Raw genomic sequence first — 24,605 nt, 5'->3', positions numbered from 1 at the left:
CCCGTCGCGATCGTCAAGTCGAGGTTGAGTCGACCCGACGCAACCTTCAACACGGGGACCCGCTGTTGTCTTCCCTTGCCTCGGTCGGGCACGCTTTAGCGGTGACGACGCACGGGGAATCCGCCACCCACTCCGGCGCGCCCGCCGTCGCCGCCCGCACCGGACCAGCCACCGCCGCGGAGGACCCACCCGGGACACCCGGGGGCGACCTGCCGGCCGCCCTCGCCGGCCTGCGCGCCGCGACCGAGGCCGCCCGGTTCCCGCTCGCCCTGCCCTCGGCCGAGCCGGCCCGGCGCAACGCGGCCGCCCTCACCGACCAGCTCGACGACTACCTGCTGCCCCGGCTCGCCCGCCTCGACGCCCCGCTGCTGGTGGTGGTCGGCGGCTCCACCGGCGCGGGCAAGTCGACGCTGGTCAACAGCCTGGTCCAGGCGCGGGTGAGCGCCGCCGGGGTGCTCCGGCCCACCACCCGGTCCCCGGTGCTGGTCTGCAATCCGGCCGACTCGGTCTGGTTCCGCCAGGGAGAGCTGCTGCCCGGCCTGACCCGGACCAGCGAGCCCAGCGAGGACCCACGCGCCCTGCAACTGGTCACCGCGCCCGCCCTCCCACCCGGCCTGGCCTTCCTCGACGCGCCGGACATCGACTCGGTGGTCGACGCCAACCGGGCGCTGGCCGGGCAGCTCCTCGCCGCCGCAGACCTCTGGCTCTTCGTCACCACCGCCGCCCGGTACGCCGACGCGGTCCCCTGGGAACTGCTGCACAACGCCCGCGCCCGGGGCGCGGCCATCGCCCTCGTCCTGGACCGGGTGCCGCCGGAGGCCGTCGAGGAGGTCTCCGCCCACCTCGCGGAGATGCTCGCCAGTCACGATCTCGGCGCGGCCCCGCTCTTCGTCCTCCCGGAGACGCAGGTCGACGGGCATGGTCTGCTGCCGGAACGGGTGACCGCGCCGTTGGGCGAGTGGTTCGCCCGACTCGCCGCCGACGCCGAGGCCCGCGCCGCCGTGGTCCGGCAGACCCTCGACGGCGCGCTCGCCGCACTCGGCCCGATCACCGGGGCGCTCGCCGAGGCCGCCGACGAGCAGGCCACCGCCGCCGACGCGCTCGACGACCGGGTCCGCGCCGCGTACCGCGGTGCCCGGCGCACCGTCGAGCAGGGCCTCTCCGACGGCCGGCTGCTCCGGGGCGAGGTGCTCGCCCGCTGGCAGGAGTTCGTCGGCACCGGCGAGTTCTTCCGCACCCTGGAGGCGCGGATCGGCCGGCTCCGTGACCGGCTCGTGGCGACGGTCACCGGGCGACCGGCCCCCGCCAGCGAGCTGCGGGACGCCATCGAGAGTCAACTGGTCACCCTGCTGCGCGGGGTGGCGGCCGAGGCGGCCGAGAACGCGTACACCGGGTGGCGGGCCCACCCCGCCGGGGCGGCGCTGCTCGACCCGGAGCTGGCGCACGCCTCCGCCGACCTGCCCGAACGCGCCGAGCGGCTGATCCGTGACTGGCAGCGGGGCGTGCTGGAACTGGTCCGCACCGAGGGCGGGGACAAGCGGTTCGTGGCCCGGACGGCGGCGTACGCGGTGAACGCCACCGGCCTCGCCGTGATGATCGCGGTGTTCGCCTCGACCGCCTTCGTGCCGACCGGACTGGAGGTGGCCACCGGGGCGGGCACCACGGTCGCCGCACAGGCCGTCCTCCAGGCGATCTTCGGCGACCAGGCGGTCCGCAATCTCGCCCGGCAGGCCCGGGGCGACCTGCTGGACCGGGTCGACGCGCTGCTCGACGAGGAGGCCGGGCGGTTCCTCACCCGTACCGCGAACGCGAGGCCGGAGGCGGACACCGCCGCCGACCTGCGGGCCGCCGCCGCGCGGGTGGCCGAGGCCCGGGAGCACAGCGACCTGGACGTGACCCGGTGACCGGGATCGTCGGCCGGATGCGGGAGGCGCTCCGGGGCGGGCAGCGGGTCGACCCGGACGACCTGATCACCCGCCTCGACGCGGTCCGCCGGTTCCTCACCGCCGTCGACGGCCACCTCCCCGACGAGCGGCTCGTCCCCGCGCACACCCTGGTCGAGCGGGCCGGCACCCGGCTCGCCCTCTCCCGAGACCACACCGTGGTCGCCCTGGCCGGAGCGACCGGCAGCGGCAAGTCCAGCCTGTTCAACGCGCTCGCCCGGCTGGACCTCTCCCCGGTCGGGGTACGCCGCCCGACCACCGGCGTGGCGCACGCCTGCGTGTGGGGGCCGCTGGACGGCGCGAACCGGCTGCTCGACTGGATCGGCGTGCTGCCCCGGCACCGGTTCATCCGGGAGAGCGCCCTCGACGGCGACGACGAGTCCGCCCTGCACGGCCTCGTCCTGCTCGACCTGCCCGACTTCGACTCGGTGCAGCATGCCCACCGGCTGGAGGTGGACCGCCTGCTCGGCCTGGTCGACCTGGTCATCTGGGTGGTCGACCCGCAGAAGTACGCCGACCGGCTGGTGCACACCGGCTACCTGCGCGAGTTCCACCGGCACCGGGACGTCACGCTGGTCGTGCTCAACCAGGCCGACCGGCTGCCCCCGGCCGAGCTGCCCCGGGTCCTCGACGACCTGCGCCGCCTGCTCGACGCCGACGGCCTGCCCGGGGTGCCCCTGCTCGCCACCACCGCCGTGGACCGGTCCGGCACCACCGAACTACGGGCTGCCCTGGAGGAGACGGTCGCCGAGCGGCAGGCGTCCCTGCGGCGGCTGGCCGGCGACATCGACACGGTCGTGGAGCGCCTCGCCGACCTGGTCGAACCGGAACCGGCCGGCACCGGGCCGGACGCCGCGGGCACCCGTGCCCTGACCGGCGCACTGGCCGCGGCGGCCGGGGTGCCGGCGGTGACCACGGCGGTCGAGGCGGCGTACCGGCACCGGGCGGCGGGCGCCACCGGCTGGCCGGTGGTCCGGGGCTGGCGCCGGCTACGGCCGGACCCGCTGCGCCGGCTGCACCTGCCCGGCGGCGGCGAGCAGACCGACGGGGCGGTGGAGAAGCCGCTCGCCGCGACCTCCGTACCCGATCCCACCGCGGCCCAGCGCTCGGCGCTGGGGCTGGCCGTCCGGACGGTGGCCGACCGGGCCGGCGGCGATTTGCCGGCACCCTGGCCGGCGGCGGTCACCGGCGCGGCGCGGTCCCGCCTCGGCGACGTGCCGGACGCGCTGGACCGGGCGGTCGCCGGCACCGACCTCGGTGTGCCGGAGCGGCCCGTGTGGTGGCGGCTGGTCGGCGCGGTCCAGTGGCTGGTCACCCTCACCGCCCTCGCCGGGCTGGCCTGGCTGGTGCTCGGGTACGCGCTACGTGCCCTCGGCCTGCCCGACCCGGACGAGCCGATGGTCGGTGCGGTACCGCTGCCGACGCTGCTGCTGCTCGGCGGGCTGCTCGCCGGGCTGCTGGTCGCGGCGGTGACCCGGCCGGTCGTCCGCTGGGCGGCCCGGCGGGCCCGGCTCCGCGCGGAGCGACGGCTCGCCGCCGCGGTGGCGGCGGTCGGCGAGGAGCACGTGCTGACCCCGGTCCGCGCGGTGCTCACCTCGTACGCCGAGGCCCGGGACGCGCTGCGGGTGGCGGCCGGAAAGAAGTGATCCCGGCCTTCCTCCCGCCGGGGTTCCGGCGGCGTAGGGTCGATCCATGGCCACGACTCACACCCCCTACGACGCGGTACTGCACGCAGCCCGCGACGTGAGCCGGCTCGACTGCGCCCTCGACGCCGAGATGCTCGGCACGGCGCTGCTCGGCAGCGTCTACGCGGTCGCGGAGTCCGACCGCAGCACGGCCGTACGGGAGTTCGTCAGCGGTTTCCTCGCCGCCACGTCCCGTCGGCGGACCGCCTCGGCCACCACCATCCGGCAGGTGTTCGCCCGGCTCGTGCCGGACGCCGAGGGCGCCGACCGGGTCAAGCCCGGCGCGCAGGCCCCGGCCTGGTCCGACCAGCTCGGCCGGGTGCACCTCACCGGCTGCTGGGCCTACGGCGACGTGTACGGCGACCAGACCTCCTACCTCGCCACCTTCGCGTACGACGAGGCGGCCGGCGGGCCGGAGCACGCCATGGTCGCCCTGGTCGACCACAACATCGGCATCACCAAGGACATCTTCGTCGGCGGACCGGCCGAACGGATCCTGGAACAGGTCCGGCAGATGTGCGCCACCGACGAGCTGACCTGGTTCCGGACGGAGGACCCGGCCCGGCTGCACAGCGAGGTGTCCCGCCACCTGTCGATCACCGACGACCTCGGGGACCTGCCCGGCGAGGGGTCGCTCGCCACCGACCGGACGATCGCCGGGGCCCGACTGGCCCTGCTGCCCCGCCCCGTCCGGGCCCCGGTGGACCCGGAGCCGCTCACCCCGGCGGAGCGCACCGAGCTGGTACGCCAGTTCCTCGCCTCGCCGGAGGCCGCCCGGTTCGGCCTGGACGCCATGGACGGTCCGGAGCTGGCGTCCCTGCACTTCTGCCTGAGCCTGCTCCTGGACCACGCAGCGAGCTTCCCGGACGCCGACCCGCTGCGGTGGAGCCCGACGGTGGCCGAGCTGTTCCTGCTCGACTGGGTGCACCGGCGGGCCGTACTGGACATGGACGACGCCGCCCTGCTCCCGCGGGTGCTGCGCGGCTGGGCCGGGTACGCCGCCCGGCGACGCGGCCTGCCCGAACCGGCGGCCAGCCAGACGGACACCGCGATCGAGGAGATGGTGCCGGAGTTCGCCCGCCTCTACAGCACCGGCGAGCGGCGCAGTCCCGCCACGGCGGCGGTGGCCCAGCTCATGGCCGACGGCGTCGACCCGGACGACCCGGAGGCCCTGCACGCCTGGATCGAAGCCAACCGCCACCACCTCACCGACGACTGAGCCGCGCGGCGTCCACCACTAGTGCGCCCCGGTGACCAGTGTCAGGTGACGGGGGGCGACGGAGAGGGTGATCCGCTGCCCCCAGGCGAGGGTGAGCCGGTCGGCCTCCAGGCCGTCGGCGAAGGCGACCAGCCCCTCGGACTCGGCGGTCAGCTCCAGGCTGCCGTCGCCGCCCAGCCGTCCGGCGGTGAGGCCCGCCCCGGTGGCCGGGGACGGCCATGCCTCCCGGACGAACCAGCAGAGCGCCGGCTCGTCCGGGGCGGGCAGCCGGGGCGGCTCCGCGCGGTCCCGGGCGATCGACGCACACCAGCCGGTCGCGCCGGTGCCGCTGCCCACCACGAGCCCGGAGGAGGACTGCCGCTCCCGGCGGGTCCGCCCGTCGGCGGTCTCCGCGAGCAGGTAACGGGCGGACTGGTGGGAGACGTGCCCGACGTACACCTCGTTGAGACCGATCAGCTCCTGACCGTCGTCGAGGACGGCGCGCACCATGGTCCGCGTCTCGGTGCCGGCCCGCCCGGCGGCGACGGCCCGCAGCAGGCCGGCCACCTCGGCGGGCGCGGAGCGGACCAGCACTCCGGCGTTGCGGCCCGGATCCGGGTCGACGCCGATCACCGGCTGCCGGTCGAGGTACTTGGCGACGTTGGCGACCAGCCCGTCCGGGCCGACCGCGACCACGACGTCCTCCGGGGCGAAGAGGAAGCGGGGCAGGTCCTCCCGGTCGACCGCACCGCGTCGCCAGTCGACGGGGACGGCCGTGGCGACCGTGGTCAGCGCCGCCTGGAGCAGTTCGTGCCGGTGGACCACCTCGGCCAGGTCGCCGCCACGGGCCTTCAGGTACCAGGCCGCCGCCGCGCGGGTGCCGTGCCGGGCGAGCAGCTCGTCCAACTCGCTGCGGCGGCTCACCACCACGACGCGGGGTGCGAGGGTGGCGCTCACCGGTCACCGCCGAGCTTGCCCAGCAGGTCGGTGAGCAGGTCCGGGGTGACGGTGAGCTGGTTGATCTGCGGGAGCTGCCCGGCCAGGTCGCGCAGCGCGAGGGCGTGCAGCACCTCGACCGGGAGCTGGGCGTACGCGGCCAGCTTCGCCGTCTCCGCCTCGGCCTCGGCCTGACCGAGCACGCGTACCCCGTCGGCCTTCGCGGCGGAGAGGGTGCGCTCCTTCTCGGCCTCGGCGGCGGAGAGCACCCGGGCGCGTTCGGCGGCGGCCGCGTTGGCGACCTTCTCGCGTTCCGCCTTGCCCTGGGCGGTGGCGAGTTCGGCGGCGGCGTCCAGTTCGGCGCGGCGGCGGGTGTTCGCTCCGTGCTGCTCCACGAGCTGCTGCTCCCGGCGGGCCAGCTCGATCTTGTTCTGGAGTTCGTTCTCCGCGATCGAGCGCTCCTGTTCGACGGCCTGGGCCCTTCGGGCGTACGTGGCCCGGTCGGCGTCCACCTGCACCGCCTCGCGGGTGGGAGTCTGGAGTGCCCGTTCCAGTTCGGGTTCGGGGCGGATGGCGACCACCCGGGCGCTGACCACGGCGACCCCGATGTCGGCGAGTCGGGGTTCGGTGCCGAGGGCGGCCGAGACCGCCTCCCGGACTCCGGCGATGGTGGTGAGCGCCTCGGCCAGCGGAACCCGGGCGAGCAGGTCGAGGGCGGGTTGCTGGGCCAGCTCGGCGAGGAGCGTGGCGACCTGGTCGAGCGGTCGTGCCCGAGCAGCGCCGGTGCGCGGGTCGATCGAGAAGTCCAGCCGGGTCGCGGCGAGCGCCGGGTCGGCCACCCGGTAGGTCACGGTGGCCTGCACGGTGATGTCCGCGAAGTCGCTGGTACGGGCGTGGAAGAGCAGGGGCAGCTCCCGGTCGTCGACCGGTACCTCGCTGAGGACCGCGTGCAGCGGCCGGTACCAGAAGGACAGCCCGGTGCCCTCCCGGCGGACCCGGCCGCCGGTGGAGTGCCGCACCCAGCTCGTCGGGGTGCCGCGCAGATGGCGCAGGAAGAGCCGCCGCGAGACGTCAGCCATGATCGTCCTCCCCTTTTTCGTCTTCACGACGATAAAACGCCTGGTAGCTTATCGTCAAGGTGGTGATAAAGACATGGCCGAGTACCCGCCGTTCGCGGTGACCGCCGACCTGGTGGTGCTGACCGTCCGCGCCGACGAACTGCACGTCCTGCTGGTCCGGCGGGGCGTGCCGCCGTACGAGGGGCGCTGGGCGCTGCCCGGCGGATTCGTCGGCATCGACGAGGACCTGGTCGACGCGGCCGTCCGCGAGCTGACCGAGGAGACCGGGCTACCCGAACCCGCCGGGCACCTGGAGCAGCTGGGCACGTACGGCCGGCCGAGCCGGGATCCGCGCGGCCGGGTGGTCACCGTGGCCTGGCTCGCCCTCCTGCCCGACCTACCGACCCCGGTCGCCGGGTCGGACGCGGCCGCCGCCGACTGGGTGCCGGTCAACCGGCTCGACCGGGCACGGCTCGCCTTCGACCACGGGCGGATCCTGGCCGACGGGCTGGAACGCGCCCGGGCCAAGCTGGAATACACCCCGCTGGCGACCGCGTTCTGCCCGCCCGAGTTCACCGTCGCCCAGCTGCGCGCGGTCTACGAGACGGTCTGGGACACCGCACTCGACCCGCGCAACTTCCACCGCAAGGTCACCGGCACCCCGGGGTTCGTCGAGCCGGCGGGACGGAGCACCGAGGGCGGGCGGGGCCGACCGGCCCGAATCTTCCGGCGCGGTCCCGCCACCCTGTTGCACCCGCCGATGCTCCGTCCGTCGGCCCGGACCTAGGGATCAGGGCTCGTGCAGGGGCGTGAAGACGGTGACCGCGACAAGGGCACCGAGGCCGGCACCGGTCACCACCTGGCCGACGGTGTGGTCACCCAGGCGCACCCGCGACCAGCCCACCAGGACGAGCAGGGGCGAGCCGACCAGCAGCCGCGGACCGAAGGTCGACGCCAGGACGACCAGCGCGCCCGCAGCCACCGCCGAATGGATCGACATCTTCCACCAGTGGCTCACCGACGCCGCCACCACCAGCCCGATCACTCCGGCGGCGACCAGGGCGAGCACCGGTCGGGGCGCACCGAGGGCGGCGAGCAGGGCGAGTCCGCCGGCCGCTGACGCGAGCCCGACCAGCAGCGGGATCCGGCGCTGCTCACGGATCCGGACGTGATGGTCGGTCAGCCGACCCCGGCGTACCCCGCCGAGGATGTAGGCGATCGGGATGCCGCTGGCGAAGACGGTGGCGAGCAGCCCCCAGCCCAGCCCGCCCAGCCCTCTGGAGGCGCTGCGCCAGCCGACCGTGACGAGCAGGACGGTGACCAGCACCGCCGGGGCGGTGGCCTCGGTGACCACGCGCGCCAGCCGCCCGCCCGCGCCGGGGCGCGCCGTGCCGTCCGGGGTCGCGGTCCGGTCGTCCGGGGTGCTCAGGGCCGGTCCTCACGTCCGGGGGCGACGTCGACCCCACTCGATGTACGCCTCGCTGGTCGGCCACCCCGCCCGGAGCGTGGACGGCGGCGAGTTCGGGGACGGCGACGGGCCGCAGTTCGGATCGGGTGACTCGGCACAGGTGCCGCTGGGGGTCGGCATGGGCTTCGGTGTGGGCGTGGGTTCCGGCACCGGGGAGGCGGTCGGGGACGGTGTCGTCGGCGCGGGGCGGGGCGTCCGGGAGGGTGTGGGCTTCGGCGGCGACGGCCGGTCCGGGGGTGCGTCCGTCGGCCGGTACGCGGTCGGCGACGTGCCCCCGACCGGCGCGGCGGACGGGGCGCCACCGCCCGGCGAGCGGGTCGGGGCGGGCACGACGGTCGGGGACACCGGCCGGGGCGGCCCGACCACCACCGGCCCCCGGGAGGGCGTCGGGATGAACGGCGTGTCGGCGTTCGGCAACGCGGTGCCCCCCACGGTGGCCGATCCGGCGCTGATCGCGGCGAGGATCGGCATGGAGGCGGTGCCGGCGAGCAGGGCGACGGTGAACAGGTAGCCGCGCGGCGGGCCGGGTGAACCCGGGGCCCGGTGCGCCCCGATGACCCGGCGGTAGCCGGCCGCCCCGGCGGCGCGGTGCCGGCCGAGCAGCGGAGGACCGGGAGCGTCGCTCTCGGACACCGTGGCCCCTCCTCCCGGTCGGGTCGCAGGACGGAACGGGACGAGCCGCCCTCCGGCGGTCATCTCTTCCCCGAATCAGCCTGGACCAGTCACCCTCCGTCCGCCACCCTGCACAGCGTGTCGACACACCCTTTCGTCCGGCACCCGCGCTGCCCCGCGCCCGGAGCCCCTCGGAGCCGTGATTCCGACAGCGCGTTGTCGATCAGGGCGGGCGTAGTGTGGGCCCGCTCACCACTCTCTGCGAATATGGACCCACGACGGCGACGCAGCCGTGGCCCTCGCACACCCGCGGAGGCTCGGCCGGCTGCCGTCGCTCCCGAACCGGGTTCGGCCAGAATCCGGCTCACGCCGCACGGCAACCCCCACAAAGGGGCCAGGGGCGGCTGCCAGGAGACCCCCCGGCACCTGCCGGGCGGACGCACGAGTTGCGCGGTCGGGCAATCCCCGGTGCCGGCGCAGACACGACAGGGAGAGACGGATGGCAAAGGGCGACCCCGGGGTCACCACCCGCAGCAGACGGGCGGCACCCAGATCCAAGCGGGCCGCAGCGAAGGGCGCCGACCCCGAGCTGGTGCAGTTGCTCACCCCCGAGGGTGAGCGGATCGAGAGCGTCACCGGCCCGGACGGTGTCGAGTACCGCGTCGACTTCACCGACGAGGAGTACCGCGGGCTCTACCGGGACCTGGTGCTGGTGCGCAAGCTGGACGCCGAGGCGACCGCGTTGCAGCGGCAGGGCGAGCTGGGCCTCTGGGCCAGCCTGCTCGGCCAGGAGGCGGCCCAGGTCGGCTCCGGGCGGGCGCTGCGGCCGCAGGACATGGCCTTCCCGACCTACCGGGAGCACGGCGTCCTCTACTGCCGGGGCATCGACCCGATCATGCCGCTCGGCCTCTTCCGTGGTGTCGACCAGGGCGGTTGGGACCCGAACGAGTTCAAGTTCAACATGTACACGATCGTGATCGGGGCGCAGACCCTGCACGCGACCGGGTACGCCATGGGCGTCGCCATGGACGGCCGGACCGGCGGCGACGACGGCGAGGCGGTGATCGCCTACTTCGGTGACGGGGCGACCAGCCAGGGCGACGTCAACGAGGCGTTCGTCTGGTCCAGCGTGTTCAACGCGCCGCTGGTCTTCTTCTGCCAGAACAACCAGTACGCGATCTCCGAGCCGCTGGAGCGGCAGACCCGCGTGCCGCTCTACCGCCGCGCCGCCGGCTTCGGCTTCCCCGGCGTACGGGTGGACGGCAACGACGTGCTCGCCTCGTACGCGGTGACCCGGCACGCGCTGGACAACGCCCGGAACGGGCAGGGCCCGAGCCTGATCGAGGCGTACACCTACCGGATGGGGGCGCACACCACCTCCGACGACCCGACCCGGTACCGGATCGCCAGCGAGGTCGAGGCCTGGCAGGCCAAGGACCCGATCGCCCGGATGAAGGCGTTCCTGGAGAAGCAGCAGATCGTCGACGCCGACTTCTTCGCCGAGGTCGACGAGCAGGCCCGCCGCGAGGCGGTGCACCTGCGGGAACGGGTGCTGGCCATGCCGGACCCGGAACCGGTGACGATGTTCGACCACGTCTACCCGAACGGGTCCCCCGAGCTCGACGAGCAGCGGGCGCGGTTCACCAGCTACGAGGCCTCGTTCGAGGGGGGTGCCCACTGATGGCCACGGAGACGCTCTCCATCGGCAAGGCCCTCAACACCGGCCTGCGCAGGGCCCTGGAGCAGGACTCCAAGGTCGTCATCATGGGCGAGGACGTCGGCAAGCTCGGCGGCGTCTTCCGGATCACCGACGGGCTCCAGAAGGACTTCGGCGACCAGCGGGTGATCGACACCCCGCTGGCCGAGTCCGGGATCATCGGCACCGCGGTCGGCCTGGCCATCCGGGGCTACCGGCCGGTCTGCGAGATCCAGTTCGACGGCTTCGTCTACCCCGCGTACGACCAGATCGTGTCGCAGGTGGCGAAGATGCACTACCGCTCGCGCGGCAAGTTGAACATCCCGATGGTGATCCGCATCCCGTTCGGCGGGGGCATCGGCGCGGTGGAGCACCACTCCGAGTCGCCGGAGGCGTACTTCTCGCACACCGCCGGGCTCAAGGTGGTCTCCTGCGCCACCCCGCAGGACGCGTACGTGATGATCCAGCAGGCGATCGCCTCGGACGACCCGATCGTCTTCCTGGAGCCGAAGCGGCGCTACTGGGAGAAGGGTCCGGTGGAGCTGGACGCGCCGCTGTCGGAGGCGTACCCGCTGCACGCGGCCCGGGTGGTGCGGCCCGGCACGGATGCCACCGTGCTGGCGTACGGCCCGATGGTGCGGACCTGCCTGGACGCGGCGACCGCCGCCGCCGAGGACGGCCGGGAGCTGGAGGTCGTCGACCTGCGCACGCTCTCCCCGCTGGATCTCGCCCCGGTGTACGAGTCGGTGCGCCGCACCGGTCGCTGCGTGGTGGTGCACGAGGCCCCGGGCAACCTGGGCCTGGGCTCGGAGATCGCGGCCCGGATCACCGAGGAGTGCTTCTACTCCCTGGAGTCCCCGGTGCTGCGGGTGACCGGCTACGACATCCCCTACCCGGCGGCCCGGGTCGAGGAGGAGTACCTGCCCGACCTCGACCGGGTGCTCGACGCCGTCGACCGCACCTTCGGCTGGTGAGCGGCATGTCGCGGATCAAGGAGTTCAACCTGCCCGACCTGGGCGAGGGGCTGACCGAGGGCGAGATCCTGGCCTGGCTGGTCAAGGTCGGGGACGTCATCGAGCTGAACCAGCCGATCGTCGAGGTCGAGACGGCCAAGGCGGCGGTGGAGATCCCGGCGAAGTGGGCCGGACAGGTCCGGGCGATCTTCCACCCGGAGGGTTCCACGGTCGAGGTCGGTACGCCGATCATCGCGATCGACACCGACCCGGGCGCCGGGCCGGTGGAGGAGGAGACCACCCCCACGCCGTCGGCCGCCGCGCTGGCGGCGGTGGACGTGGCCCCGAGCGAGGGCGCGGTCGAGCCCGGCCTGATCGGCGGCCCCGCCCCGGGCGGCCGGACCGCCGTGCTGGTCGGCTACGGGCCGCGCAGCACGGCCGCCAAGCGCCGCCCGCGCAAGACGACCGCACAGGTACCGGCACAGGCCACGCCGCCGGCACCGGCACCGCCCGCACCCGTGGCCGCCGCGCCGGCGACGCCCCGTACCGCTCCGGCGGCCAACGGGCACGCGACGACCGGTGGGCTGGTGCTGGCCAAGCCGCCGGTGCGCAAGCTCGCCCGGGACCTCGGGGTCGACCTCGCCACGGTGACCGGCTCGGGTCCGCTCGGTTCGATCACCCGGGAGGACGTCCAGCGGGCGGCGGACGGGACCGCGCCGGCGGTCTCGACCGTGGTGGCCGCCGCCCCGGCGACCACGGCGGCGGCCTTCGGCGCGGACCGCGAGCGGCGGATCCCGGTCAAGGGAGTGCGCAAGCTCACCGCCGAGAACATGTCCGCGTCGGCGTTCACCGCCCCGCACGTCACGGAGTTCCTGACCGTGGACGTGACCCGGGCGATGAAGGCGCTGGACCGGCTCCGGGCCCGGCGGGAGTGGCGGGACGTCCGAGTCTCGCCGCTGCTGCTGGTCGCCAAGGCGGTGCTGCTGGCGGTGCAGCGGCACCCGATGGTCAACTCGACCTGGGCCGGCGACGAGATCGTGGTCAAGGAGTACGTCAACCTGGGCATCGCGGCGGCCACCGAGCGCGGCCTGATCGTGCCGAACATCAAGGACGCCGGCCGGCTCTCGCTGCGGGAACTGGCCGACGCGATGACCGCCCTGGTGCAGACGGCGAAGGCGGGGAAGACCTCCCCGGCCGACATGTCCGGTGGCACGCTGACCATCACCAACGTCGGCGTCTTCGGGGTGGACACCGGTACGCCGATCCTGCCTCCGGGCGAGTCGGCCATCCTGGCGTTCGGCGCGGTCCGCGAGATGCCCTGGGTGCACAAGGGCAAGGTCCGGCCGCGTCAGGTGACCACGCTGGGTCTCTCCTTCGACCATCGGATCATCGACGGCGAGCTGGGCTCGAAGTTCCTGCGGGACATCGGTGACTTCCTGACCGATCCGGAGGCGGCGCTGCTCGCCTGGACCTGACGGGTCCGTGCTCTCGACGGCCGGTGCGCCGGGGTTACTCCCGGCACACCGGCCGTCACCGTCCGACCACAGGAAACCTCAGCGCAACCGCCCGTCAACCTTCGATCGTTAGGTCGGTGGCTCAGCTCACCTTTGATTCGTTGGAATTTGGCGTCGATCTGCGCTTCAATGGAGACACGACGGGCTGACAACCGAATAGCCAGGAGGAGAGACCCATGAGCATGATCGAGCGAATCCGCAACCGCCGCGACGCCAACCGCCGCGCCCGTGCCATCGAGCACGCGCTGCGTTCCGCCAACTCGCCCGCGGTCCGCGACGAGATCCTCGCCATCGCGCAGCGTCACATCAGCATGGGCTGACGGCGACGCCACTCCTCATCTCCTCCAGACCGACGACCCGCCCGGACCCCCGGGCGGGTCGTCGGCTTTCAGACCCTTCGGCACCGGGATTCCGCCCTCGCACGGACGCCCGGTACGGTGGGGCACGGTCGTTCCCGCCCTGCCGGAGGACGTCAGGCGGATAGAAACCGCTCGACACCATACGGCGACGCGGAGTGACGGCCGGTGCTCCCCGAGTGCCACGGGCGGCCACCGGATACGGTGCGGGGGAGCGCGGCACAGCCGGCCAGCCGGCTATGCCGGCGACCAAGCCGACGGCACCCGATCGGCGTCGGCGGCCGACATGTGATGGAGGAGGCGCAGCCATGACGTCCGAGGGCCCGCACCACCCCGGCCAGGAGCCGGACGAGGTGTCGCCGGGCGCCGGTGGATCGGCGCCGTACGGCGACCGGTCAGCGCAGCAGGAGCACGGGTACGGCACAACCGCCCCCGACCTGGGCTGGGCACCGCCACCGCCGGCCGCACGACCGAATTCCCCCGCCCCAGCCTGGAGCGCGCCCGGTGAGGCGCCGCCGACCGTGGGCTGGAAGGCACCCGGCGAGCCCCAGCCCGGCCCGTGGGGGCCGCCGGCCGGTCAGGGCCAGCCGTGGGGTGGCCCGGCCGGGCCAGTGCAGCCGGGCACCTGGAACCCCCAGGCCGACCAGCAGCAGCCGACCACCGCATGGGCTGCCGCGTCGGTGCCGCAGCCGCCGCCCCGGGGCGAGGCCCCGCAGGGTGGCGGACAGCCCGGCTGGGGGACGCAGGGCGAGTCCGCCCCGCAGAACTGGCCGGGGCCGGGCACCACGCAGCAGCCGTGGCCCGCACCCGGCGAGCAGCCGCCGGCACGGAGCCCGCAGCAGCCCGCACCGTGGGGGTCTGCCGGCGACCAGCCGCCAGCCGCCGGTTGGAGCCCGCAGGGCACCCTGCCCCAGCCCGCGACCTGGGATCCGCCCAACGAGCAGCCGGCCGAGTGGGCTCCGCAGGGCGACCAGCCGCAGCCGGATGCCTGGGGTGCAGCCCCCGTCCCGCAGCCGGGCGAGCAGCCGCCGGTGGCCCGGGGTGCGGCGTCCGTCCGTCCCCATGGCGACCCGCAGCCGGCTGCCTGGGGCGCGGCCCCCGCCCCGCAGCCGATCAACCAGCAGCCCCAGCCGTGGACCCCCGCCGACGAGCAGCCGCCGACGGCCGCCTGGGGCGCCGCGTCCGTGCCGCAGCAGGCGGAACCGCAGCAGTCCGGCTGGGACACGCCGGGCGACCAGTCCCGTCCGACCGAGGCGTGGCCGCCGGCCGAGCCGCCCGCGCCGCCGGCCCGCGCCACCGCCTCGGTGGGCCGTGCCGACGTCCCGGCGTGGGGTCCCGGAGGCGCCCGCCCCGGTGACGACGCCGTCCCCGCCCGTCCGGTCGTCCCGGAGGGGGAGCCGTGGTCGGCCGACGAGGTGTGGGGCAAGGCCGGGGGTGCGGATCCGGCCCAGGCCGAACCCGCCGGGTCGAACTGGGACCCGTCCCGCGCCGAGAACCCGCCGATGTACCAGCCGGCACCGGGGCCGGGCATCTCGCCCGCCAACGCCGTACCGCTGCCTCCGCAGGAGGCGCGGGTGCCCGGTGCCAGCCTGGCCGCGTCGCCCCCCGCCGACTACGCGCCGCCGGCCCCGTTCGCCGCGCCCGCCGACCAGCCACCGTACGGCGAGCAGGCCGGGCGTGACGGCGGGTACGACGCCCCGCAGCCGGGTGACGGTTGGGGAGCCGAGGCCGCCCAGGCCAGCGCACCGGCCATCCCGCACCCGCGCACCTCACCCGAGCCGACCGGGGGCGACGCCGGTGGCAGTGTCTCGGCCAGCGCCTCCGTACCGGTCTCCAGCCGGGTGATGCCCCCGGCCGACCAGGCCCTGCACCAGCCCTCCATGCCGGCCCCGCAGCCCAGGGTCTACGGTCGACCGGCCCGTCCCGCCGACGGTCCGGACCAGATCAACCACGGTGGCCAGCCGGAGCCCCACCGCTTCGGCCCGGACGGCGAGGCCGGCGGCCGGTTCGACGGCGAGCCCGAGTCCCGGTTCGACAGCGGCCCCGGCCGTTTCGACGGCCCGGCCGACTCCCGGTTCGACGGCGGTCCCGGCCGTTTCGACGGCCCGGCCGACTCCCGCTTCGACGGTGGCCAGCCCTCCAGGTTCGACGGCGGGCCTGCCGACCGCTTCGACGCTGGCCCCGGCGAGCGTTTCGACGGTGGACCGGGTGACCGCTTCGACGGCCCCGGGCGGTTCGACAACGGACCGGGCCCCCGGTTCGACGAGCGCGACCAGCCGGGCTTCGGTGACGGGCATGCCGCTGCCGCCGCGCAGCCGGTCCCGCATCCGGCGTTGCAGCCCTTCCCGCCCGGTGTGCCCACGTTCAACGACCCGGTGACCAACCAGCGCCCGGTCAACGGCACCAAGCCGCACGGCGAGCCGGCCCCGTCCGGCGACCGGTACGGCGGCCCGACGGCACCGGTCAGCCCCGGTGCCATGGGCCACGACCCGGGCCACGGATCGCCGGACGCCACCCGGGGCTTCCCGGCAGCCTTCCCGACCCCGGGCGACCAGCCGGAGCGTCCCCTCTGGGACCTGGGCGACTCTCCCCAGGGCGACCAGGGCCGGTTCGACTCCTTCAAGCCGGAGGCGACCGAGAGCAAGCCGGCCGAGCAGCCGACCCCGAAGGTCCGCAACGGACGGGTGCTGATGGCGGTCCTCACCGCTGCCGTACTCATCCTGGTCGTGCCGCTCGGCGCGCTCTGGGCGCTCGGCAAGCTCGGCGGCTCGGACGCCCCCGCCTTCAACCCGGCCGTCGGGACCTGCGTCAAGCAGTCCGGCGAGGGCGCGGTGGCCGCCAACTGCGGCGACCAGGGCGCATACAAGATCATCTCGAAGGTCGACGACAAGGCCAAGTGCACCGACCAGACCCAGCCCCGCGTGGAGCTGCCCGGCAGCGCCGCCAACCGGGTGCTCTGCCTGGGACCGGCCAAGGCCGGCTGACCACCGGACGACGAACGACGTGCGGCGGACTTCCGGGTCCGCCGCACGCTCCTTTTCGGCCGGTGGAAGCCCGAAGGCACGGCTCTCTCCGTCAAGAGCAACTGACCGTGGCGGTCCGGTCGATGCCCAGCACCGGGTCGGTTGGGTCTTGGAACAGGTGAGCCAGCCCGCGTGCGTTGAACGCGCCGGGGGCTGCTCTCCCGAACGCAGGGTGGACGCGCTCTTGGTGTGGTAGGTCAGTCCGGAGAGGGCGGTGAAGTTTCACTGCTGTGCCGTTCGCAGTGTCCGACAAACCGGGGATCGACTTGTCGGACACGCCGGTTTTCTGGACGGGTTTGTTGGACAGGGCTGACCGGTCGATGTCCCGCTTTTTGATCTTGTCGGGAAACGATCGTTTCTTGAACACACCGCCCGCCGATGCCCGGAGCCGACCCACTCCTGTCGTCGCTACTCGGAACTGGAGCCCTCCATGGCAGCCCGCAAGTTGCCGTAGACGGTCCGGGTCCGTGGGTGATCGTCGCCGAGGACCCGCCGGCAGTCGTTTAGGGCCTGCTTGAACAGGGGGATCGCCTGCTGGAGGTCTCCGGCCGTACGGTAGGCACCGGTGAGGTTGTTCACTGAGGCATGGGTGCTGGGCTGATGTTCGACTGCGACTGACCCGGGTGGGGTCTATCGCAGACGTTCGTCTGCGATAGACCACGGGTTCTGTTCGGTAGCGCTTGCAAGGCGGCGAGCGGAGCTGGGCCTCAATGATGCCTAGTTCGTCGGCTGCCAGGGCAGAAGGTCGAGCTTCGGATAGCGCAGAGCCATACCGGCCAGCGTCTCGGTCGTCCAGTACCGATGTCCGGGCGGCGGGAAGCCGAGGGCTTGGAGTTGGCGCGGCGTGGCCCGGTTGACGAACTCGACCCACTCGGTCGTGAAGCTCTTCGCCGCCCAAGCAACCCGCTGGCCCCACTGCAGAGCAGGCGGCCGGAAGCCCAGATGCATGCTGTACCGGGCTCCCCGGGGTGCGGTCAGTTGCGTGCCGCGGTGGAAGGTCCCCGGCTCGAAAGCGATGACGGTTCCGGCTGGTCCTGCTCCGGAGACTTCGGCTTCGTAGAGTTCAGGACCGGCGTGGCCGGTGAAACGATCGGTAGTCTCCTGTCCTGGTCGTAGCAACCAGTTGGGAACGGAGCCGGCTGGAGTACTAGGTCAAGGGACGCGGCAAGCCGGACCGGCGGCACGCCACCCCGGCCCGGCCTTCGGCCAGCCGGGGCGGTCAGCCGCCCGGACGGGCCGGACACCGCGCCGTTGCCGAACGCGCGTCGACGAGCTGCCCGCCGCGCGGTTGCCGAACGGATCCGGTGCTCGACGTCGACCAGGGGCGACGAGCTGCCGAACGGTCGCCGCCCGAGGTTGCCGAACGCTCCACCGCCGGATCGGTCACACCTCTTGCACTACCCACGACCAGTCGGCGGGTAGCCCGCGATCCGGGTTGCCGAGCCGACGTCAACGGGCACCAGGACGACGCTCGGTCGGTGGTTGCCGAACGGGTTGCGGTGAGCAGTTCGTCGACGAGGACTATGCGTTCGGTTGCCCGGCGCTTAGTAGGCGAGCTGGGCGCTGACGCTGCTCGTGCTGTTCCTCTGGATGTAGAACTTTGTGTTGTCCAGCACCCCGGAGGCGATGACGGTCCACTGTCCCGCTGGGGCGGACTTGAACGCGTTACAACTCCCGGTCCTTTCGAAACAGACCTTGAAGGAGGAAGTAACTGCGGGCTTGATGTTGATGTCGGCGCAGGCCGACGTCGTGGTGGCGTACGTCCCCCAGGCGGGCCAGAAGGCGTTGCCGGACCCGGTGAAGAAGGTGACGGATTTGGCGGTGTCGTAGCAGGCAGCGATGCCGGGCCCCGTGCCTGAGACAGGCCCCGTGCCTGAGGCATGGGACGGCCCGGCCGCGCCTACGGTTACTGCGCTCGTGAGCAACGCGGTAGCCATCAACGCTCGGGCGATCTTCGGCTTCCTCACATTCCCTCCCTGGTGATGTAGCTCAAGCGGCACAGACGGATCGAGGTGCCTCTCTCTCCTGAGCAGCAGAGCATGGTGGGGGCTCACGGTCGATCGGATCGAGGACAGTTGGAACGGGAGCGCTGTCTGTTCGCAGCCGCAGACGAAGTGACACCCCCGGGACGCCGAGAATGGCAACACCACGCTGGCGCGGTTAGCCGGCCCGGCGGCAAGCCGTCCTGTCCCGGAAACAAACCCTCACCTTCGACGCGATGTGTCGCGCCGGCGAACTGCCCCGCGACCCCGGTTGCCGAACCGACGTCGATGAGCACCAGGACGACGCCGGCCGGAGTTGCCGAACGGGCGCGGCGGGCAGCTCGTCGACGTCGACCAGGCGGTGCCGGCCGCCGTCGTCGAGTCGGCCGCGACGAGTTGCCGAAACATCGCGGGCCCTTCCGGTGGTGCCGCGCCCGGCCTGCTGGCGGCCTCCGGCCGGCATCGGCCGGCGTGGCACCCGGCCGGCTGCCGAACGGGCACCGGGTCGACGACGAGCGGAACCCGCGAACCGGTAGGAACGTGCGAACCCCCCCGGTCACGCGCCCGGAATGAGGCTTTTGCCGCGCATCATAATGATCTATCTCTGATTCTCGTTGTGCATGACGGCGGCGGATCCAAGTCGGCGGCGCGCTGGGGCGTTCGGAGAAGTGTGCCCCGTTGGCGTTCGTTGCCTGGCTTCTGTCTAATGAGGACTATGCCGACGCTTCGTGATCGTGTCGTTGCTGCTCGTGTGGGATGGGGCTCTGGTAGGTCCTTCCGCGTACCGGGGGCGGCACCGCATTGGCGGGCCTCCAGCCCGCGACCGCGTGGCCCTCGCCCCGCTACGCAGGCACCGGCGATGCCGCCAGGACAACAGCAGTCCCGCGCCCAGGTCGTCTTCCAGGCCGTGACGGCACTGACTGCGGTGGCCGCGCTGCTGTTCACCGCCCGGTCCTTGGACTACACCGCCGACGCGACCCGTGCGACCCGAGACCAGATCGACCTCAGCGCACAGGGCCAGATCGCCGACCGATTCAACCGGGCCATCGACCAGCTCGGCCAGACCGGCCCGGACAAGCTCAGCATCCGGCTCGGGGGCATCTACTCCCTCGAACACATCATGCGTGACTCGCCTGGCGATGGACACACTGTCATCGAGGTTCTGTGCGCCTTCATCCGCACCAACGGCCTCGCACCAACCGAACCGGCCGATCCGTCGAAGATTCCGGCGGTGCCCGAGGACGTACTCGCCGCAGTCACCGTGCTTGGCCGGCGCCCCAACCCGGACAACAGCCGCCTCGACTTCACCGGCACCCAACTGTCCCTGCCCGGGATATCCCTCAACGACGCGAACCTGGCCTACGCGAACCTGGCCTACGCGAACCTGCGCTTCGCGGGCCTCGTTGGCGCGGATCTGCACGGCGTGGACCTGCGTGGCGCGCATCTGGGCGGCGCGCATCTGGGCGGCGCAGACCTACGGGGCGTGGACCTACGCGGCGCATATCTAGGCGGCGTAGACCTGCGCGACGCGGACTTGGGCGGTGCGGACCTGGGCGGCACGAACCTGGTCCGTGCGGACCTGCGTGCTGCGGACCTGGCCGACGTGAAGAATCTGACCAGTGCGGCGGTGCGATGTAGCTGGGTCGACGACCAGACCCGGCTACCGCCCGGAGTGACCCGGCCGGCAGGGGAGGCGGCGCCGGAAGACAGGGCTTCCTGCTGACAGCGTGACGGAGGTCTGTCAGGCACGGAATCTGTCGCCCGGATTGCGGCTTTCGCGGCGCACCATAAGTCACCACCTTTCGGTGTAAAGAACGAGCCTGACCCGACAAGACCGGGGCTCTAACCAGCGCCCGCTCGTTTGCAGCATGAGCACTCGGAAGATCGGCGAATCTGGTTCAGGCTCGCTCGGCGAGCTGGGCGATGAACGCGTGCCACGCTGCCGGGCTGAAAGTCAAAGCCGGGCCGGCTGGGTTCTTGGAGTCGCGGACAGCGACGACGTCCAGCAGGTTGTCCGCGACCTCGACACAGTTGCCGCCGCTTGAACCGCTGCGCCGGGACTTGCGCCAGACGGCGTTACTCAGGTCCATGGTGGCTGTACGCCTCCTTCATCAGTTCGATGGACTGCCGGCGCGGGAGCGCTTCGTTCCGAACATTCTCCCACCTTGCCTGAAGAGCGGCTATCTCCTGCTCGTCGTCAACAACGAGCCCGCCCAGCTGGTTTTCCAGGTGCCCGACCCAGCCGCCCTGGCTCAACCGCGCCAGCGCAAAGGGACCGGAGAGCCCGATGTGAAGGCCCGCGGCCGCTGGGATGACGTGAACATGGACATGCGGGAGTTCAGCCATGGCCGTCAGGTGGACGATCTGTTCGGCCATGATGCCCGGGAAGTCCTCGCCGCCTCGATGGAGTGCGGTTTCATCGAGTACGGCCACCAACTGCGGAGGCACGTCCTCCGTCAGAATTTTGTGTCGGGCGATGCGAGCACCGACCTGTCGGTCGACCTCAGCGGTGGACATGAGGTCGTTGAGACGCATCACGGCGCGGGCGTAGTTCTCGGTCTGAAGAATCCCCGGGATCAGGTTGGGCTCGAAGTAGCGGAGCTGAGTCGCGGCGCGCTCCGCGTCAAGCCACGGCAGGAACCACGACGGAGCACCGAGCTTCGACGCCATGCGTTCAAAGAGTCCGCCATTACTGAAGGCACGGTCCGCACCCCGGATGAAGTCCATGGTCAGGGCGCGTGTGCCGCTCTCAACCGCGCTCACATGCGAAGCGCTGAAGCCCGCCCCGCGCCCAAACGTTTCCTGTGTCATGCCGCCGGCACCTCTGGCTCGACGGATCTCGCTGACGATGAAGTCGGCGAGAGGACTGGGCACATCGGCCACTCAAGCCTCCTCAGATCGGAGATCGACTACTCATCACGCCACTCGTCGAGCGCCGATCCGGCCACCTCAGCCCAAACACCGACGCACCCTTTCAGTGGGTAGCCGCTCCACAGCAGATTGTCAGCATGTCACGATCGCCACGTCCGGTTCCGTTCGCCCCGCGTCACCGTCCGGTACTCCGCCGTTGGCGGCTCGCCTGCTCGTGTGGGCTGCCGTCGTGGCGGCGCTGCCCGGACCGCCGGCATCCGACCCCACCCGGTCCACTCGCCGCGCCGCCTGATCCCGACCGCCACCATCACGCCAGGGAGAAGCCGAAGCCCAAGCCGAAACCCGCGCCGGAGCCCAAGCCGGTCCCGCCGATGGTTCCCTGGCCGCCCCTTCGTCCGATCGGGCCCTTCTCGATGTCCGCCGCCCCACGTCGGGCAGCCGGGTCGGCGGAGGTCACGCAGATCATCTGGCCGAACGCCGCGACGTTCACGACGCTGGCCCAGGACCGGCGCGGAAACGGGGGCAGGCGGTGGTGACGGAGATCCGGCTGAAGCCGGTCGACCTGACCCTGGTCCACCGGCGCGGCTGGCTGACGCTGCACTGCGACGAGTGCGCGAGGCCCTGGCCGTGCACACCGTTCCGCGACGCTCTGGCGCTGACCACCCCCGCCGAGCGGGCCGTAGCGGTGCTGCGGATGACGGAGGAGGCCCGGCTGGTCCGGACGGAACTGATCCGGATCAGCGCGCCGGCGCTGATCGGTCGCTTCCTCTGGTGGTTGAGGCTGAACCGCGCCGACGCCCGGATACTCGCGGGGGAGGTGTGGCCGGATGACGCCGTACCGCCCGGGGCGTGACCACGTCGCCGCCCGCCCGTCCTGGCGGTGCCGGGCGTGCAGTGCGCCGTGGCCGTGCCAGCCCGCGAAACTGCACCTGTTGGACCTGTACGCGGACGATCGGCTCGGCCTGATGGTCGACCTCGGCGTGACCATGGCGGCGGCTCTACCCGACCTGCCCCGCGACGAGAACCTGCTGAATCGCTTCGTCCGCTGGGCTCGTCCGCCCCGCCGCCGGGTCGACAGCTGACCGGCCGCCGACACCTCGCGGTTGGCGGGTGGACACCACCCCACCACGGTCACCCTGCGTGCACATAGTCGGAGCATGGCAAGTTCTTACGCTCGGTGATCGCCACGCTGGCCGCCGGCTTTCCCTGGCGCTCCCTTTGCTCTGCACCCGGATACGCAACACCGGATTTGAGCAGGGAGAACAGAATGTCGTCGATTTTTGGCGCAAGAAGTCACTGGCAACCGAGAGTGCCCGGTGCGTGGAGGGGTGCAGAGCAAAGGGCGCATCGGGATACGAGCGCTTCCCGCCCGACATCACTCTGAGCTACCCCCGTCGCCGCTGCCAACCTTCCACCGGCGGTCGGCCCCGGCAATGCCGTGGCAGGGTGGCGGTATGGCTACTTCGCCCCGCGTCCGTGCGCCCCAGCTGAAGGGTCGCCAGTGGCTGAACACTGGTGGACGAAACCTGACATTGCAGGACCTCCGAGGTCGCATAACCGTTTTGGATTTTTGGACCTTCTGCTGCATCAACTGCCTGCACGTGCTGGACGAGCTGCGTCCGCTGGAGGAGAAGTACGGCGACGTGCTGGTCGTCGTCGGGGTGCACTCGCCGAAGTTCGAGCACGAGAAGGACCCGGACGCCCTGGCGGCGGCGGTCGAGCGGTACGGGGTGCACCATCCCGTCCTGGACGACCCCGAGCTGGACATGTGGCAGCAGTACGCGGCGAAGGCGTGGCCGACGCTGGCGGTGGTCGACCCCGAGGGGTACGTGGTCGCCACCATGGCCGGCGAGGGGCACGCCGAGGGGCTGTCCCGGCTGATCGACGAGCTGATCGCCGTACACGAGGCCAAGGGGACGCTGCACCGGGGCGACGGGCCGTACGTGCCGCCGGTGGAACCGGAGACCACCCTGCGCTTCCCCGGCAAGGCCGTGGTGCTCGACGGCGGAAGTCTGCTGGTCTCGGACTCGGCCCGGCACTCGCTGGTGGAGTTGGCCGCCGACGGCGAGACGGTCGTCCGCCGGATCGGCACCGGCGTGCGGGGCAGCGCCGACGGCCCGGCCGGCACCGCGACCTTCTCCGAGCCGCAGGGCCTCTGCCTGCTGCCCGCGCACGTCGCCGAGGTCGCCGGGTACGACCTGGTGGTCGCGGACACCGTCAACCACCTGCTGCGCGGCGTACGCCTCGACAGCGGCGAGGTGGTCACCGTCGCCGGCACCGGCCGGCAGTGGCGTTCCACGGTCGACGACCACGCACACGACGCCCGCTCGGTCGACCTCTCCTCCCCCTGGGACCTCGCCTGGTACGAGGACCGGATCGTGGTCGCGATGGCCGGCATCCACCAGCTCTGGTGGTTCGACCCGATCAAGCGGACCGCCGGCATGTACGCGGGGACCACCGTCGAGGCGCTGCGGGACGGCCCGGTGGCCGAGGCGTGGATGGCGCAGCCGTCCGGGCTCTCCGTCTCGGCCGACGGCCGACGTCTCTGGGTGGCCGACAGCGAGACCAGCGCCGTCCGGTACGTCGAGAACGGCGTCCTCGGCACGGCGGTCGGGCAGGGGCTCTTCGACTTCGGGCACGTCGACGGCCCGGCCGGGCAGGCGCTGCTCCAGCACCCGTTGGGCGTGTGCGCGCTGCCCGACGGCTCGGTGCTGGTCGCCGACACGTACAACGGGGCGGTCCGGCGCTTCGACCCGGCGACCCGGATGGTGTCGACGGTCGCCGACGGGCTCGCCGAGCCGAGCGACCTGGTGCTGACCCCGGATGGTGACGTCCTGGTGGTCGAGTCGGCCGCGCACCGGCTGACCCGGCTCGCGCCGGGCGCGCTCTCCGCGGTCGGGGCGAGCACGGTGGACGGCCCGCGGCACCGCACGGAACGTCCGCCCACCGAGATCGGCTCCGGCCAGGTCACCCTGGACGTGATCTTCACGCCCCCGCCCGGCCAGAAGATGGACGAGAGCTTCGGTCCGTCGACCCGGCTGGTGGTCTCGGCGTCTCCGCCGGAGCTGCTGGTGGAGGGGGCCGGCACCGGGACGGAACTGTCCCGTCGCCTGGTGGTGGACGGGTCCGTCAGCGCCGGTGTGCTCCAGGTGACCGCTCAGGCGGCCACCTGCGACGTGGACGACGAGCACGGCGCCTGCCACCTGACCCGGCAGGACTGGGGCGTGCCGGTACGGGTGGTCGACGATGCCCCCGCCCGCCTGCCACTGGTGCTGCGCGGTCTGGACGCCTAGCTGTCGCGGGGCCGGCT

The 24,605-nt window shown here is 73.0% G+C and carries 23 protein-coding genes; 14 read left to right on the top strand and 9 right to left on the bottom strand.

The genetic code is table 11. The annotated features are described in order from the left end of the window. The first annotated feature begins 101 nt into the window (after positions 1–101). The 3 genes from IGA62_RS13690 to IGA62_RS13680 are packed head-to-tail and all read left to right on the top strand — an operon-like array spanning position 102 to position 4,847. The gene (locus IGA62_RS13690; RefSeq protein WP_145821102.1) at positions 102–1,904 is read left to right on the top strand and encodes a GTPase domain-containing protein; all 1,803 of its coding nucleotides are present in this window, start codon (positions 102–104) and stop codon (positions 1,902–1,904) included. 17 nt (positions 1,905–1,921) lie between these two features. Beyond that, on the top strand, positions 1,922–3,589 hold the full coding sequence (locus tag IGA62_RS13685; RefSeq protein WP_145822241.1) for a GTPase: 1,668 nt from the start codon (positions 1,922–1,924) through the stop codon (positions 3,587–3,589). Between the two features lie 46 nt (positions 3,590–3,635). Next, positions 3,636–4,847 (top strand): hypothetical protein, encoded by a 1,212-nt coding sequence (locus IGA62_RS13680; RefSeq protein ID WP_145821104.1) that lies wholly within the window; start codon positions 3,636–3,638, stop codon positions 4,845–4,847. Positions 4,848–4,865: 18 nt separating this feature from the next. Here the strand turns inward: IGA62_RS13680 and IGA62_RS13675 are convergent, their stop codons facing one another. Next, positions 4,866–5,783 (bottom strand): NAD(+)/NADH kinase, encoded by a 918-nt coding sequence (locus tag IGA62_RS13675; protein ID WP_145821106.1) that lies wholly within the window; start codon positions 5,781–5,783, stop codon positions 4,866–4,868. Further along, positions 5,780–6,841 carry an SPFH domain-containing protein gene (locus IGA62_RS13670; RefSeq protein ID WP_145821108.1) on the bottom strand — a complete coding sequence of 354 codons (1,062 nt, stop codon included), beginning with the start codon at positions 6,839–6,841 and terminating at the stop codon, positions 5,780–5,782. The genes IGA62_RS13675 and IGA62_RS13670 overlap by 4 nt, the downstream gene beginning before the upstream one ends. 73 nt (positions 6,842–6,914) lie before the next feature. Between IGA62_RS13670 and IGA62_RS13665 the strand changes: the two genes are divergently transcribed. After that, positions 6,915–7,607, top strand: a complete 693-nt coding sequence (locus IGA62_RS13665; protein ID WP_186500077.1) for an NUDIX hydrolase — start codon at positions 6,915–6,917, stop codon at positions 7,605–7,607. 3 nt (positions 7,608–7,610) lie between these two features. On the opposite strand, the gene IGA62_RS13660 is transcribed toward IGA62_RS13665, so the two are convergent. Further along, positions 7,611–8,174, bottom strand: a complete 564-nt coding sequence (locus IGA62_RS13660) for a phosphatase PAP2 family protein (protein WP_232625002.1) — start codon at positions 8,172–8,174, stop codon at positions 7,611–7,613. Here IGA62_RS13660 and IGA62_RS13655 point away from each other — a divergent pair. From IGA62_RS13655 to IGA62_RS13630, 6 genes are all read left to right on the top strand, one after another. After that, complete coding sequence (locus tag IGA62_RS13655) at positions 8,167–8,799, top strand: hypothetical protein (RefSeq protein WP_145821114.1); 633 nt, start codon at positions 8,167–8,169, stop codon at positions 8,797–8,799. The genes IGA62_RS13660 and IGA62_RS13655 overlap by 8 nt on opposite strands. Before the next feature lie 600 nt (positions 8,800–9,399). Next, complete coding sequence (gene pdhA / locus IGA62_RS13650; RefSeq protein ID WP_145821116.1) at positions 9,400–10,581, top strand: pyruvate dehydrogenase (acetyl-transferring) E1 component subunit alpha; 1,182 nt, start codon at positions 9,400–9,402, stop codon at positions 10,579–10,581. Further along, positions 10,581–11,570: an alpha-ketoacid dehydrogenase subunit beta gene (locus IGA62_RS13645; protein ID WP_145821118.1), complete on the top strand. Its 990-nt coding sequence runs from the start codon at positions 10,581–10,583 to the stop codon at positions 11,568–11,570. The genes pdhA and IGA62_RS13645 overlap by 1 nt, the downstream gene beginning before the upstream one ends. A gap of 5 nt (positions 11,571–11,575) precedes the next feature. After that, entirely contained in the window at positions 11,576–13,024 is a 1,449-nt protein-coding gene (locus IGA62_RS13640; protein WP_145822242.1) for a dihydrolipoamide acetyltransferase family protein, read from the top strand. Positions 13,025–13,239: 215 nt separating this feature from the next. Then, positions 13,240–13,383, top strand: a complete 144-nt coding sequence (locus tag IGA62_RS13635; RefSeq protein WP_186500078.1) for a hypothetical protein — start codon at positions 13,240–13,242, stop codon at positions 13,381–13,383. A gap of 344 nt (positions 13,384–13,727) precedes the next feature. Further along, positions 13,728–16,403, top strand: coding sequence for an LppU/SCO3897 family protein (locus IGA62_RS13630; RefSeq protein WP_145821120.1), 2,676 nt, complete (start codon positions 13,728–13,730; stop codon positions 16,401–16,403). A 447-nt stretch (positions 16,404–16,850) separates the two neighbouring features. Here IGA62_RS13630 and IGA62_RS13625 read toward each other — a convergent pair whose 3' ends face one another. The 3 genes from IGA62_RS13625 to IGA62_RS13615 all read right to left on the bottom strand — a co-directional run bounded on the left by IGA62_RS13625 (position 16,851) and on the right by IGA62_RS13615 (position 18,409). After that, positions 16,851–17,021: a tetratricopeptide repeat protein gene (locus IGA62_RS13625; RefSeq protein ID WP_145821122.1), complete on the bottom strand. Its 171-nt coding sequence runs from the start codon at positions 17,019–17,021 to the stop codon at positions 16,851–16,853. A 138-nt stretch (positions 17,022–17,159) separates the two neighbouring features. Next, positions 17,160–17,390, bottom strand: a complete 231-nt coding sequence (locus IGA62_RS13620; RefSeq protein ID WP_145821124.1) for a hypothetical protein — start codon at positions 17,388–17,390, stop codon at positions 17,160–17,162. 596 nt (positions 17,391–17,986) lie between these two features. Further along, positions 17,987–18,409 carry a hypothetical protein gene (locus tag IGA62_RS13615; RefSeq protein WP_145821126.1) on the bottom strand — a complete coding sequence of 141 codons (423 nt, stop codon included), beginning with the start codon at positions 18,407–18,409 and terminating at the stop codon, positions 17,987–17,989. 922 nt (positions 18,410–19,331) lie between these two features. Here IGA62_RS13615 and IGA62_RS13610 point away from each other — a divergent pair. Beyond that, entirely contained in the window at positions 19,332–20,147 is an 816-nt protein-coding gene (locus tag IGA62_RS13610; protein ID WP_186500079.1) for a pentapeptide repeat-containing protein, read from the top strand. Between the two features lie 175 nt (positions 20,148–20,322). Here IGA62_RS13610 and IGA62_RS13605 read toward each other — a convergent pair whose 3' ends face one another. From IGA62_RS13605 to IGA62_RS13595, 3 genes are all read right to left on the bottom strand, one after another. Beyond that, on the bottom strand, positions 20,323–20,514 hold the full coding sequence (locus IGA62_RS13605) for a DUF397 domain-containing protein (RefSeq protein WP_145821130.1): 192 nt from the start codon (positions 20,512–20,514) through the stop codon (positions 20,323–20,325). After that, a complete protein-coding gene (locus tag IGA62_RS13600; protein WP_145821132.1) occupies positions 20,501–21,307 on the bottom strand; it encodes a helix-turn-helix domain-containing protein in 807 nt (268 codons plus the stop codon). The genes IGA62_RS13605 and IGA62_RS13600 overlap by 14 nt, the downstream gene beginning before the upstream one ends. Before the next feature lie 295 nt (positions 21,308–21,602). Beyond that, on the bottom strand, positions 21,603–21,785 hold the full coding sequence (locus tag IGA62_RS13595; RefSeq protein ID WP_186500080.1) for a hypothetical protein: 183 nt from the start codon (positions 21,783–21,785) through the stop codon (positions 21,603–21,605). Between the two features lie 39 nt (positions 21,786–21,824). On the opposite strand from IGA62_RS13595, the gene IGA62_RS13590 reads away from it, so the two are divergent. The 3 genes from IGA62_RS13590 to IGA62_RS13580 all read left to right on the top strand — a co-directional run bounded on the left by IGA62_RS13590 (position 21,825) and on the right by IGA62_RS13580 (position 24,588). Continuing rightward, on the top strand, positions 21,825–22,148 hold the full coding sequence (locus tag IGA62_RS13590; protein ID WP_186500081.1) for a hypothetical protein: 324 nt from the start codon (positions 21,825–21,827) through the stop codon (positions 22,146–22,148). Beyond that, positions 22,123–22,377 (top strand): flavin reductase, encoded by a 255-nt coding sequence (locus IGA62_RS13585; protein WP_145821136.1) that lies wholly within the window; start codon positions 22,123–22,125, stop codon positions 22,375–22,377. The genes IGA62_RS13590 and IGA62_RS13585 overlap by 26 nt, the downstream gene beginning before the upstream one ends. Positions 22,378–22,749: 372 nt before the next feature. Next, a complete protein-coding gene (locus tag IGA62_RS13580) occupies positions 22,750–24,588 on the top strand; it encodes an NHL domain-containing thioredoxin family protein (protein ID WP_145821138.1) in 1,839 nt (612 codons plus the stop codon). Positions 24,589–24,605: the final 17 nt, after the last annotated feature.

It is taken from the genome of Micromonospora sagamiensis (assembly GCF_014680085.1).
GTDB lineage: Bacteria > Actinomycetota > Actinomycetes > Mycobacteriales > Micromonosporaceae > Micromonospora > Micromonospora inyonensis.
This window is presented reverse-complemented; position numbering and strand designations above follow the sequence as displayed.

Excerpts from the sequence above, each read along its gene's own strand:
- IGA62_RS13685 (WP_145822241.1), top strand. The coding sequence starts at position 1,922 with ATGCGGGAGGCGCTCCGGGGCGGGCAGCGGGTCGACCCGGACGACCTG.
- IGA62_RS13680 (WP_145821104.1), top strand. The coding sequence starts at position 3,636 with ATGGCCACGACTCACACCCCCTACGACGCGGTACTGCACGCAGCCCGC.
- IGA62_RS13670 (WP_145821108.1), bottom strand. The coding sequence starts at position 6,841 with ATGGCTGACGTCTCGCGGCGGCTCTTCCTGCGCCATCTGCGCGGCACC.
- IGA62_RS13665 (WP_186500077.1), top strand. The coding sequence starts at position 6,915 with ATGGCCGAGTACCCGCCGTTCGCGGTGACCGCCGACCTGGTGGTGCTG.
- pdhA (WP_145821116.1), top strand. The coding sequence starts at position 9,400 with ATGGCAAAGGGCGACCCCGGGGTCACCACCCGCAGCAGACGGGCGGCA.
- IGA62_RS13645 (WP_145821118.1), top strand. The coding sequence starts at position 10,581 with ATGGCCACGGAGACGCTCTCCATCGGCAAGGCCCTCAACACCGGCCTG.
- IGA62_RS13640 (WP_145822242.1), top strand. The coding sequence starts at position 11,576 with ATGTCGCGGATCAAGGAGTTCAACCTGCCCGACCTGGGCGAGGGGCTG.
- IGA62_RS13635 (WP_186500078.1), top strand. The coding sequence starts at position 13,240 with ATGAGCATGATCGAGCGAATCCGCAACCGCCGCGACGCCAACCGCCGC.
- IGA62_RS13630 (WP_145821120.1), top strand. The coding sequence starts at position 13,728 with ATGACGTCCGAGGGCCCGCACCACCCCGGCCAGGAGCCGGACGAGGTG.
- IGA62_RS13620 (WP_145821124.1), bottom strand. The coding sequence starts at position 17,390 with ATGCATCTGGGCTTCCGGCCGCCTGCTCTGCAGTGGGGCCAGCGGGTT.
- IGA62_RS13605 (WP_145821130.1), bottom strand. The coding sequence starts at position 20,514 with ATGGACCTGAGTAACGCCGTCTGGCGCAAGTCCCGGCGCAGCGGTTCA.
- IGA62_RS13585 (WP_145821136.1), top strand. The coding sequence starts at position 22,123 with ATGACGCCGTACCGCCCGGGGCGTGACCACGTCGCCGCCCGCCCGTCC.
- IGA62_RS13580 (WP_145821138.1), top strand. The coding sequence starts at position 22,750 with ATGGCTACTTCGCCCCGCGTCCGTGCGCCCCAGCTGAAGGGTCGCCAG.